Origin of the sequence: Paenibacillus sp. FSL K6-2393, from assembly GCF_038002545.1 — a bacterium.
Lineage (GTDB): Bacteria > Bacillota > Bacilli > Paenibacillales > Paenibacillaceae > Paenibacillus.
The window spans coordinates 390,643-403,335 of record NZ_JBBOCU010000002.1; the positions used below are offsets into that span (position 1 = coordinate 390,643).

At 48.3% G+C, this 12,693-nt stretch carries 10 protein-coding genes; 7 read left to right on the top strand and 3 right to left on the bottom strand.

Annotated features, from left to right (window positions below; genetic code table 11):
• Positions 1-177 precede the first annotated feature (177 nt).
• The 6 genes from MHI14_RS28960 (at position 178) to MHI14_RS28985 (ending at position 7,634) form a co-directional block, all read left to right on the top strand.
• Positions 178-882 carry an AzlC family ABC transporter permease gene (locus tag MHI14_RS28960; RefSeq protein ID WP_341132036.1) on the top strand — a complete coding sequence of 235 codons (705 nt, stop codon included), beginning with the start codon at positions 178-180 and terminating at the stop codon, positions 880-882.
• Complete coding sequence (locus tag MHI14_RS28965; protein WP_062837141.1) at positions 873-1,202, top strand: AzlD domain-containing protein; 330 nt, start codon at positions 873-875, stop codon at positions 1,200-1,202. The genes MHI14_RS28960 and MHI14_RS28965 overlap by 10 nt, the downstream gene beginning before the upstream one ends.
• Before the next feature lie 203 nt (positions 1,203-1,405).
• Positions 1,406-2,062: an SGNH/GDSL hydrolase family protein gene (locus MHI14_RS28970; RefSeq protein WP_341131869.1), complete on the top strand. Its 657-nt coding sequence runs from the start codon at positions 1,406-1,408 to the stop codon at positions 2,060-2,062.
• A gap of 366 nt (positions 2,063-2,428) precedes the next feature.
• Complete coding sequence (locus MHI14_RS28975) at positions 2,429-4,357, top strand: heparinase II/III domain-containing protein (protein WP_341131870.1); 1,929 nt, start codon at positions 2,429-2,431, stop codon at positions 4,355-4,357.
• Positions 4,354-6,333, top strand: coding sequence for a glycosyl hydrolase (locus tag MHI14_RS28980; RefSeq protein WP_341131871.1), 1,980 nt, complete (start codon positions 4,354-4,356; stop codon positions 6,331-6,333). Before MHI14_RS28975 ends, MHI14_RS28980 begins: the two co-directional genes overlap by 4 nt.
• 164 nt (positions 6,334-6,497) lie before the next feature.
• A complete protein-coding gene (locus MHI14_RS28985; RefSeq protein WP_341131872.1) occupies positions 6,498-7,634 on the top strand; it encodes a glycoside hydrolase family 88 protein in 1,137 nt (378 codons plus the stop codon).
• A 386-nt stretch (positions 7,635-8,020) separates the two neighbouring features.
• Here the strand turns inward: MHI14_RS28985 and MHI14_RS28990 are convergent, their stop codons facing one another.
• A complete protein-coding gene (locus MHI14_RS28990; RefSeq protein WP_091019980.1) occupies positions 8,021-8,626 on the bottom strand; it encodes a methyltransferase domain-containing protein in 606 nt (201 codons plus the stop codon).
• 211 nt (positions 8,627-8,837) lie between these two features.
• Between MHI14_RS28990 and MHI14_RS28995 the strand changes: the two genes are divergently transcribed.
• Entirely contained in the window at positions 8,838-11,210 is a 2,373-nt protein-coding gene (locus MHI14_RS28995) for an Ig-like domain-containing protein (protein ID WP_341131873.1), read from the top strand.
• A gap of 334 nt (positions 11,211-11,544) precedes the next feature.
• Here the strand turns inward: MHI14_RS28995 and MHI14_RS29000 are convergent, their stop codons facing one another.
• Positions 11,545-12,093: a chromate transporter gene (locus MHI14_RS29000; protein ID WP_341131874.1), complete on the bottom strand. Its 549-nt coding sequence runs from the start codon at positions 12,091-12,093 to the stop codon at positions 11,545-11,547.
• Between the two features lie 2 nt (positions 12,094-12,095).
• On the bottom strand, positions 12,096-12,683 hold the full coding sequence (locus MHI14_RS29005) for a chromate transporter (RefSeq protein WP_074093159.1): 588 nt from the start codon (positions 12,681-12,683) through the stop codon (positions 12,096-12,098).
• Positions 12,684-12,693: the final 10 nt, after the last annotated feature.

The following is a 12,693-nucleotide window of genomic DNA, read 5'->3' on the forward strand; positions in this document are numbered from 1 at the left end:
ATGTGAAATCCATAAGGCATGTACCTGGTCATGTTGAATACACAAAGAAGTTGTTTTCATGAAGAATGGACCTGGATGGATCTACATCCATATATATCGGTTTATGGGGACAGAAATTGGAGAGGGGTTGTACGGAAGTTGGACCAAAGTACACTACAGATATCTGGACAGGAGAACATGGAAGAGGTCCAGGATCAGGCTACATTCATGCAGGGGGTCAAAGATTGTATCCCAACCCTGCTTGGTTATTTGAGTATTGGGTTTGCGGCGGGTGTCATTGAAATGACCGCAGGTCTGAGTCTGGCGGAAACAGCTCTGCTCAGCCTGATTTTATATGCAGGATCGGCTCAGTTCATTGCAGCAGGCATGCTCGCATCGAATGGGTCAGCATTAGCCATCATGTTCACCATATTTTTCGTGAATCTTCGCCATTTGCTGCTCAGCGCAGCTGTATCGCCGTATTTTCGGCATCTGACCCCGCTTAAAAATATGTGGATTGGTTCATTGCTTACGGATGAGTCTTTTGGCGTAGCGATGACACGTGCGATTGGCAGAGAAAGGCTCAGTGAACGCTGGATGCACGGTCTGAATATTACCGCATACCTGAACTGGTTCGTGGCTAATATGGCGGGAGCGTACTTTGGACGCTGGATCACCAATCCGGAACGACTAGGTCTCGATTATGCCCTACCAGCGATGTTTATTGGACTGGTTGTACTCCAGTTGGTGCATCGCAAAAACAAAAAAATACACATTAATGTGGCGATTATCGCCGTTGTCTGTGTAATCTTCGCCAGCATGGCTTCACTTGGCAGCATGAGTGTCATTGTAGCTGCGGTCATTGCGGCAACGATGGGAGTGTTCATGGAACGATGGAAGTAAGATGGGATGTATTCTGGATTATTATGGGATCGGCGCTGTTAACATTTATCCCGCGTGTACTGCCACTGATGCTGTTCAGCAAGATACAGATTCCAATGTGGTTGTTACGCTGGCTGGAATATGTACCCGTAGCGGTCATGGCAGCGCTGATTGGTCAGGAACTGTTCATGTCAGACAACCAGTTGGTGCCGATTACGCACAATGCAGCTCTGTGGGCATCCCTGCCTACGATTGCAGTCGCTATCTGGACACGCAGTCTGCTTGGAACCGTATTGGTCGGTATTGTGGCTATGATGATACTGCGATATTGGATCGGATAGTTGAACTAAAGAATATTTACACTAACCACTTCGATGACAGCGATTGGAAGGTTGTTCTGTCATCGTAGTGTCAGTGTAAATATATGTAGTTCAACTTATATAGTGATGAAAACGCTATTTTCTATTTTAGCCGAAGGGGATAAAATGGAGTCTGAGGTGTTCAGTGTTTCCATTTTGCACAAGAGGAAGGAACGATTTCAATCATGAGTACAAGTCCATCCGTTATATTGTTTCAGGGAGACTCGATTACAGATGGGGGAAGATCACGCAATGATGATCCGAATCATTTTCTCGGACACGGATATGCGTATCTGATCTCCAGCAAACTGGGTATGGAACTCGCGGGCAAGGATAAGACGTTTTATAACAGAGGTATCAGCGGGGATCGGGCATCCGATCTGTACGCACGCTGGAATGAGGATACAATTAGTCTAAAACCGGACCTGATCAGCATCCTGATTGGGGTTAACGATGCCTGGCGCACGATGAATGGTGAACCTAGCGGGGTAACGGATCGTTTCGGACGGGCGTATCGCCATTTGCTCGAAGAAACACGGGAAGTGATGCCGGATACGGGGATGATTTTGATGGAGCCGTTTATTCTGAGAACCGGAGCGACCGTGGAGAAATGGGAAGCCTGGGAAGAGTATATCGGTCAATATCAGAAACTGGCTCAAGGTCTTGCTGAAGAATTCGGCGCGGTGTGGGTGCCATTGCAGCAGACGTTTAATGATGCTCTGAAGCAGGCGGATGCAGCCTACTGGTTGTGGGATGGCGTACATCCAACCGCAGCAGGTCATGAGCTGATTGCACGCCAATGGTTGTCTGTTGTACAGAATTCTCCGCTTGCAATTGTGTAACAACAACAGCGGACAGTTACGATATGGGCAGCAGCATTAAAGGTATTCCGGATTAGTTGAGGATATAAGATAGTTAAGAATATGAGATAGCCATAAAAAGCCTGTGGTGACAGGCAGAATGTAACGGAGAACCTGACGAAGGTTCTTCGTTTTTTTTTGTGTTGGGAAGGAGAAGGACGTAACATCGTGGAAAGGGTTCTAATGGATAATTCTTCAAAAGTGCTATCATATCCGGTAAAATGAAATCGATTACATTATAATATGGATATGACAATCCATTAACGAAGAGTGGTGAATCCAGTGGAAGATTCCATTCACGAAGTCGAAAATGAAAATATAAACCAACGTGGAAATGAGAGCAAAGCATTGAGCTATCTAAGTACCGACAGACTCTTAGAGAAGTTATCCCGGCCTGAATTGGCTACGTTATACACAGACTTGAAGGCTTACGCTGAACGTGCCTTGAAAGAACCGATGCCTTCCTTGTCGTTCCGTCTATATCGACAGTTCAGTGATACGGGTGAGCGCAAAGCCTATGAAGAGGCTTATTTCGATCGAAGAGGCAGACTTGCTGCTGTGGCGATGCTCGCCTTGGACACGGCTAGGCCGGATGCACTGCAAGCGCTGGAAGAAATGTTGTGGGACGTGTGTGGTGAGTATACGTGGTGTTTGCCCGCGCATCTGGGTACGGGCGAGATCAACCAGGTGGATGGGAACACCGATCTGTTCGCCGCAGAGACGGTACATATGCTGGCCGAGATTGTGACCATTCACGCGGAGCGGCTGGATCGCCTTGTCATAGAGCGGATCAGGTCTGAAGCAGAACGGCGAATCTTCATCCCGCTTTACCGGGAGCAACGGAAGTTCCACTGGCAGACAGCGGATCACAACTGGTCGGCGGTCTGTGGTGGCTGCTGTGGCATGGCCGCATTGTTGCTGCTCGAGGATGAGTTCACACTACAGGAATCGATCTCCCATACGGTCAGCTGTATGAACGCATTCTTGAGCGGATATGGCGAGGATGGCGGCTGTGCCGAAGGCATTGGATATTGGGTATATGGCTTTGGTTATTTCACCTATTATGCCGAGATGCTTCGTGAATATAGTGAGGGCGAACTAAATCTGCTGACGGGTTCCAAAATAACAGCTATCGCAGCCTTCCCGCTGCGAGTTCATCTGTCGGGTGGCACATTCGTGAATTATTCGGACAGTGCCGAGCAGGAAGAGATCCCTTCCGGATTGCTTTCCCTGCTCGCATCCCGAGTTGGGTTGCAGGTGGATTTGCCGCTTCATATTCCACTGCTTACTTATGATCCCTGTCATCGCTGGGCTCATCTATTGCGTAACGTGATGTGGAGCGATCCGGCAGTATACGGTGATGAAGGTGCCTCTGCGCAGGCTGAACGGGGATTTATTTTTCAGAATCTGGGCTGGATGATTGCAAAAGGCTCGCTTGATTCTCCAGATACAAAACGTACAAACAGCACACCCCTTCATGTGGCTATTTCCATTAAAGGTGGGCATAACGATGAACCTCACAACCATAATGATCTGGGGCAGTTCATTATCCATTGCGGTGGTGAGAATATTCTGTGTGATCCAGGAGCAGGCTTGTATACCCAAGCGTATTTTGCGCCAGGCAGAGAGCAACTGTTCCACATCTCATCATCCGGGCATAACGTTCCGCTCATTGAAGGCCAAGAGCAAAGCTCCGGTCGGCAAGCGCAAGCCCATGTGTTAGAGGCAAAGCTGGCAGAGGATGGCGGTGAGCTGAATACAACATTGGATCTGACATCCGCATATTCTGGAGCTGTTTCACTGGCTCGTTATACGCGCCAATTTCATTGGAAGATGGCTTCTGGGGGTAGCAGGAATGGAGCGGAATTGCGTCTCATTGACTGTTTTCAATGGAAGAACAGGATGGTGTCTTCGGCTGATCGATCATCTTCGGTGGATAATTCAGATTCACATGCAGAGTTTTCAAGTGTTGTTGAACGATGGATGAGTAGAGTACAGCCTGAAGTGGTGAAGAGCGGTAATCTTCGCTGGCAAGGTGTACATGGAACGGTCCATATGACGTATGATGCGAACCAGTGGCAAGTCTTTACGGAGGCAATAGACACAGTTGATCATGATAATGTACCAGTCAAATTCTATCGAACGTCACTATCATGGACAGGTGTTATTAATGAGACTGATGTTCGGATAGAAAGTTCTGATCTGATTGAAACGGTATGTGAGGTACACTTCAGCATTGAACCGAAAAATGGGAGAAACCGAGGTGAGCATACGTGAGTAAATATACATCTGCGTCCACATATCCATGGAAAGACGAACTCGAACGTTACCGTTCATTGGCAGAGCAAGCGGGCCCTCCTCCGGCAGACGGCTGGAATCGGGATCGCAAGTTGGCACTTGTTGAGAGTGTTGTTTGCGCTTACACACCATATCAGGACAGCCATGGTGCAATTATTGATCCGTTCTCGGGTGTGGAGAGATATTATTCTACACCAGCCTATGCGATGGCGGCGGCGGTTCTGATTGATGCGGGGCATACAGATTTGCTTCAATCCGCAGCGGCAGCGCTATCACAGAGCATTGATGCCGTGGTCAAAGGTAGCACACCTGACAATCACCCTGATTTTTTTCCGATACTTATGATGAGAGCTTATATGTTGTTGAAGTCACATCTGCCTGAACAAGCACAGATCTGGGCTGAGGCGCTCAAGACAATCGATCCTGAACAAGATTATGTATTTACGATGAGCAAGATGAACAATCCCAATCGCATGATCAACTGGAACGCGATTATGATCTCTGGCGAATACCTGCGGTGGCGTGAACAGCTGGCGAGTGAGGATACAAGGTGGATGGATCGTTATCTGGAAGCCTATCATGTACCTCGATTTACGGCACTTGGATTATATCAGGATGGACCGCTGGATCGACCGAATTGTCCATTTTCCTATGATATTGCCACCCGTTATCACCTTGGGGTGATGCTTGAAGCTGGTTACGATGGAACCACTGCCGATACGTTACGTGAACAGCTGCGCCATGGTGCCTTCAGCTCGCTACTGACGCTCTCACCGCTAGGTGAGATTCCACCGCGTGGTCGCAGCTCCCAGCATCAGTGGAATGAAGCTGCCGCAGCTTATGTATGCTCCACACATGCAACGCAGGCTCTGGAGGCGGGAGATCCGGTGATGGCGGGTGCTTTTGCACGTGCGGCCAATCGGTGTTTTGCTGCTGTTGAGCGCTGGAAGATGGATGATGGACGTTTGAAAATCGTGCGCAATGAATACTCGCCAGAAGATCGGCACGGGTATGAAATCTATACCAACCACACCTGTTACAACCTGTGGACGGCAGCAGCGCTGGCCCACGCTTGTCTCAGTGATCCGGGAGATGATGTGGGCGAAGTGTACCTTCCTTCCGAGGTGGGCAGTAGGGTTTTGCAGACGGATGGGTGGTTCGAAACTGTGATTGCTTCCATACCTGGTCAGCAACTGGTATTACACACGGCGATGAATGATCCGTATACGATTCCTGGTTTGGTACGGATTCAGCAGATGGGGTTACCTGGTCTGATTGGTCCGTCCGCTGCCAGCCATGTGCAGGCCGGATTTACGGAATTTGCAGAAGGGGCGGTCCGTCCGCTCAGCTACTGTCCTGCCTGGAAGTCACCAGATGGGGTATGGCACAGTCTTGCAGAGGGGATTTCATCCGGTGGTGCATATGATCGTGACATTGGATTAGACCCTGCTCAGGGAGGAGGGTCAATAGTGTATGAGAAGGTGGACCATGATACCCGGAATCAAGTGGAACAGCACCTGGCGGAAAGAGCGTCAGAAGATGGCGTAAATGCCTTGGAGAATGCTTTTGCCGTGACATGGGTCGGTCCATTACCCGGAATTGAAACATTGCGTACCCATTATGTGCAACAGGCGGATGTGCTGACTATAACGTATGAATTCGAAGGTGAGATTGCGGCGGCGGGTGCACTCATTCCATTGATGTTCCATGATGGTCGTGAACAGGCGGTAATTACCCATGCGGATCATAGCGTACGAACGGAGTATCGAGGAGCATATGTAGAATCTACAGCGCTGGATCAGGAAGCCATTATTCATCTGGAGGAACAGGCTGTGGCTTCACGTAATGGGTTGCTGAAGGAAGCGCGGATTGAAGTGAACGGAGCACGTAGTCTGTCATTTACGATCCGATTGGGCGAGGTTGCACATGAAGGTGTTCAGGTCGAGGATCATTAGATCTCGAAACATCTCGAATCATAGTTAAAAGTGTTATTCGTGGATGATTAGTGATATTTAACGGATAGATATAGTAGTTACGGCGTACGACGCTATAGATAAGTTGAGGATGAGCTGGAGCATCAAGAACGGTGTCCGGTATTGAATCGAGGAGGGATATGTTCATGAACACATCAACGTCGGTAAAATGGCTCGAGGAAGCGTGGCAACAGGGAGCTGCCAAGACAATTCGGAATGCAAAGCGGATCAAGGATACTTTTCCACACATTGCTCCGCAGGGGACGTATGACCGGAATGATCCGGAATGGTGGACAGCAGGTTTCTGGCCTGGATTGTTATGGCTAGTCTATGGGGATACGCCGGAAAGTGAAGCGGTCGCTCCGTTACATCGCATTGCCGAAAGCTGTGAGCGGCAACTGGAGGGTTGTCTGCGTGATCCCGAATCGGTCGATCACGATCTGGGGTTCATCTGGCTGCTTAGTGGCGTAGCCAACTACCGCCAGACGGGCAGCATGGATGGACGGCGGCGCGGCATGCTTGCCGCCAACCTGCTCGCTGCCCGCTTCCACGTGCGCGGTGAGTTCATCCGCGCCTGGAACTTCAGCTCGTCAGCAATGGATACGCGCGGCGTAGCCATCATTGACAGCATGATGAACCTGCCGCTGCTCTACTGGGCATCCGAGCAGAGCGGCGACCCTCGCTTCCGCTGGCTGGCGGAAGCACATGCGGACACCGTGGCGCGCGAATTCATCCGCGCTGACGGGTCCATCTGCCACGTGGTGGAGTTTGATCCACACACGGGGCAGAAGTTGCGAGAGCATGGCGGACAGGGCCATGCTCCAGGTTCCGCTTGGGCGCGGGGCACCGCCTGGGCGTTGCATGGGTTTGCGCTGTCTTTCCGGTATACGGGCGAAGCCCGATATCTGGAGACAGCGGAGCGTGCGGCCGATTTCTTCCTCGCCATGCTTGGCGAAGAGATCGTGCCGGTGTGGGATTTCCGCGCACCTGCGGAGCATCAGGTGGCGTGGGACTCGTCCGCTGCGGCGATTGCAGCGAGCGGGTTGCTTGAGCTGGCGAAGCTATCGCCACGCGGGGAAACCTATGCTGCCGCGGGAGAACGTATCGTCCGTGGGTTGCATGAGCACTATAGCTCCGGCGACTCGGCAGCGGAAGAAGGTCTGATCATGCAGGGAACGGTGCATTACCCGGAAGGGCGAGGGTTGAATGTGCCGATTATATACGGCGATTATTTCTATATGGAAGCGCTGGCGAAGCTGCGTGGACATGCGGGGTTATTTTAAAAAAAGAATTGAGAACTATGCACAAGAGGAACTGAAGGTGAGAACTGATCAGTAGGGTCGTATTCGTGTTATGAGCCTTCGAGTTATTTCATTGGATTCAACCAATAATCAGTTATATATTCAGTATTTAATTGTCAGTAGCATCATTAGCAAACCATCATCACCTGTCCGCATAAGGCTGTCTCCAGTATCAGGAACGATATCCCTTCTATTGGAGACGGAGTATACCTAAGCTTGAGCTTTGAATAGACAAATCAAGGTGAGCGGACAGGCGGATGGTGTACATATTCGAAGGAAGACAAAAGAATATCTGGCATATGGTTATCTCAATCTTATGGGTCCAGTTGGGTGCAGCCATAGCTATGCTCTACTGAAAGAATCGATTTTCACTTCGAAGGCGTACGTCTCAGGATGACAAAGTCGGCAGAAGATTGATCTGGATAACGCTGCGGAATAATCTCATGAACTTTGAAATCAGGGTAGTCGAAGAGATATTCGAACAGATTACGGTCCTGGATTGTATCAATCCCCGGATTGCCGTTTTCTTTCAAACGGGTGTAAAGCACCACCCATGCTGTTGAGGAGTGCAGAATATCATAGAGGGTATTGCGAAAATCTGTTTCATCCGTGATGTGATATAACACATCCAGACAGACCGTCAGATCGGCTTGCAGGAAACCTCGGTTAATCCATAGGCCTGGTGTATACAGCATGAAGCTCTTGGAAGAATCCTTGGCAAATTGGGAAGCACAACGCTTTACTGAAGAAGCCGCTACATCCACGCCCAGGTAGTCCTCATAATTCATGTATTGCAACTGGTTGCCATCCCCACATCCAAACTCAATGACACGATGAATACCTTCACGTTGAATCAGTCCATTCACGACCTCGGCCTTAAATTCAGCCAAAACCCCGTATGAACCCCTCCCAGAAGTTTCACCCGAACGATATGTTTCCTCCCAATACCCGATGTAATCAAAAGGCTGACGCATTATGTTTCCTCCAATCCTGTTAAAAGAAGTTCAAGACAGTCAATATACATAGGTATGCGCAATATTTGCAGGTATGATCGGTTGAAACAGGAATAGAAGATAAATTAATTTCCATAGAATTCCCTGAAAATTTCCTGAAAGTCTAAACATCTGGAAAGGACTTGCCGACATAAAACATAAGGAAAAAAATGATGATAATCGGGGGGAAATGATGTTAAAGCCAAGATTGACCAAGTACATGGTGATGATGCTGGTGTTGATGCTGAGTATTTCCAACGTAGGCTTGGCCGCTGCGGCAGACAAAGAACTGTCCAAAATTGTGGTTTCCAAGAATGAAATGTCGCTCGAAGTTGGTGATTCCAGTTCCGTTACAGTGACAGGTGTATATTCTGATAATACATCGGCAAACGTAACGATCAGTTCATCCTGGAGTACCAGTGATGCTTCGATAGCAACTGTATATAATGGCGCAATTACAGCCAAAAAGGAAGGTACAGCGACGATTACCGCAGCTTACCAGGGTCAAAGTCAAACCGTTCAAGTAAAAGTAACGAAGAAGGTCAAAGCCCTTTCGAAAAACGTGCAAAGTCTGGATTTGCGCACGGGAGATACAAAAGAAATTATTTTGACAGCAACGTATAGTGACAATGAAACAAATAATGCAGCAGCAAGTACCGCTGAATGGTCTACAAGTGATGAGAAGGTTGCTACCGTTGTGAATGGTAAAGTAACTGGACAAAGCGCAGGTACGGCAGTTATTACTGCGAAAGTTGGCAGCCAGAGCGTGACGGTGGATGTTAACGTTGAAGTGGTTAAACGTGTAGATGTAGATAAACAGCAGGTTAACCTGTTGTTAAACAAAAGTGAAAGTGTGAAAGTGACGGCTACGTATCCAGATGGCACAACCAAAGATGTAACCGATCTGGCGGAGTGGACATCCAGCAACGAGAAAGTTGCAGACGTTCTTAAAGGCGAAATTACAGGATACTCGGCAGGTTCTGCCAAGATCACAGCTAAATACGGTACGAAATCCGTATCCGTTGACGTGGATGTAGATCTGACCAGCAAACTGAGTGTGGAGAAACAAAGTATTTTCTTCCGTTTGAGCGAGACAACCAAAACGGCTAATGTCGTTGTAACGGCTTCTTATCCAAACAGCAGCGATGTGAATGTAACCGATCAGGCAACATGGACATCCAGCAACGAGAAAGTTGCAACGGTATTCAAGGGGCAGATTACAGCCATTAGCGCAGGTTCAACAACGATCAAAGCAACCTATAGTGGCAAAACAGTAGAAATTGCTGTGGATGTAGATACGGCAAGATATCTGGATATCAAAGATGTGAATGACAAGCTCGCCATGAGTGTTACCGGTGATAACAAGTCTAAGACATTGGTAGCCAATGCCGAATATATTGATGCCAGTACAGAAAATGTAACTTCCAAAGCAACATGGACTTCAAGCAATCCAGACGTTGTATATGTATCAAACGGCGATCTGATTGCATACAAATCCGGTACGGCTACGATCACTGTAGCTTATGGCGGTAAAACAGTTAAGTTTACAGTGAATGTAGACGTAGCAGACAAGTATGAGATGGACAAGAAAAAAGCATCGGTAGCCGTTGGTGGAACGACTTCTGCCAAAGTACTGGCGTTGTATGGTGAAACATCCAAAGATGTATCTGAAGATGCAACTTGGAGCAGCAGCAGCGACAAAATCGCTGAGGTAGATAGCAAAGGGGTTATCACAGGTGTTGCTACAGGTAAAGTAACCATTACCGCGAAGATTGAAGGCAAAACACTGACTCTGCCTGTTGAAGTAGGTATGGCTAGTGGACTGGAAGCAGATGTGAACTTCGTTGTTCTGTCTGCCAAAGAAACTCAGACGATCCTTCTAACAGGTACGGATGAGGACGGCAACACGTTGGATGTTACATCCGAAGCAACCTGGAAATCCAGCAATGCACGTGTAGCGGATGTGAAAAAAGGCGTGATCACAGGTAACAGCAGTGGTAAAGCCAACATCACAGCAGAATACGGTTCCAAAAAAGTGACGATCCAAGTTGAAGTGGATGTCATCACACGTATTGAAGCTTCCGAGCCGGTTCTTTCCCTGAAATCAGGCGATACAGCTGATCTGACGGTAACTGCCTTCTTGAGCGACGGTAGCGAGCGTGATGTTACGGACAAAGCTGAATGGAAAACGAACAGCTACAAAGTAGCTCAAGTGACCAAAGGTAAAGTCAAAGCGACAGGTTCAGGTAAAGCCAAAATCACAGCCAAATACGGCAGCAAGTCTGTCACGATTGCTGTAGATGTGGATACACTGAAATATTTGCAGACGGATAAAGTAACGTTGACCATGAAACCTGGTGAAAAGGTAACTGTAGCGGCTACTGCAACGTATGCTGATGGCAGTGAAGCTAATGTATCCAAACCGGCTCTCTGGAAATCTTCCCGTATTGCAACAGCATCGGTGAAAGATGGAATCATTCAGGCGAACGGCAAAGGTAAAGCAACAATTACGGTGACATTTGCAGGTGTGAAAACCAAAGTAACGGTAGTGGTTGAAGCAAAGTAAACGATATTTTTCAACTGTGAGTGTAAAACGCGCAAAGAAAAACGGTGATGCCAGCTAATAGCTGGTATCACCGTTTTTGGTCTATAAACTAGAGCATGTCTTCAAGCGCTAACGAATCTGAAACGTCTTATTCAGGGGTCTGGAGCGTTTGCAGAAATCTAATGAATTGGTAACACGTTATATCGGAAATTACAGTCTTTTATAGTACTTGTGTAAGGTGATTTTGGTAAATAACGTGTCTGATGTTCCTTACAATATAAACTGAGGACCTTAAGACCGAATAAGACGTCCTCAGTTCCTTAGAAAATGAAAATAGTCTAGCCATTCGCCGAGATCAGCCCATCGTGTGAGACAGTACCAGTGCACCATAGGCAAAAGCGATAACGATTAGAATGGCTGGATGTAGCTTGGTCTTGGTCATGACCCAGAGCGAGATACCTGCAATGATCAACGTCTGCCAGATGCCGATGGAATCAGTGGATAGCTGCCCGAATTCCCATGTAAGCAGAATCATGAGTACAGCGATGACAGGCTGCACGAGTAGGGTCATGCCTTTGACTTTCGGTGACGTGCGATGTTTGTTCAACAGACGAAGTAATATAATTAGTGCGGTTGCGGAAGGTACGATTGTAGCAAAACTTGCAATAAATGCCCCAAACCAGCCTGCCACGTGATACCCGACAAATGCAGCAATTTTGGTTGCAATCGGGCCGGGAAGAGCGTTACCAATCGCTAGTACATCCCCGAATTGCTCTGTGGTCATCCATTGATAATGGTTCACAATCTCTTCCTGCATAAGCGGAATGGAAGCTGGACCGCCCCCATATCCCAATATGTTGGCTACGAAAAATCCCCAAAATAATTCCCACCATGTCTGGAGCATCCTTAGGACACCCCCTTATCGGACTTGCCCTTGGATTTGAAACGCTGGACCAGTTCCAGATGGAAGACACCATATCCAAGGAAAACAGCGATTACAATCCCCGGATGGATATCGAGCAGCTGTAACAGTACAAAGGCAATTACGCCGAAAAGGGCGGCAAAAACTTTGCCGAGTCCCTTCCAGGCTTTCATGGCAAATTCATAAGCCATCATGCCCAGCATGACAAAAATGACCGGCCGCACGGCGGCTACCATGCCTGCTACCACTTTTGACTCGCGCAGCGCGTACATGGAACCGAGCAGAGCAATAATGGCGATACTTGTCGGTAAAATATGAGCGAGTACGGACACAATCGCGCCCAGTACACCTTTGGTTTTATAACCGAGATATGCGGCCATCTTGGTCGCGATGGGACCCGGCAAGGCGTTGGCGATAGCCAAAATCTCGCCGAACTCCTCATCACTGACCCATTTATAACGCGTAACGGCTTCATAACGAATTAACGGAATAACCGAAGGGCCACCGCCATATCCGAGAATTCCGGTTCGTACCATTCCGATGACGAGACCGTTGTAATCTTTCCAACCCATGCTGATTTCC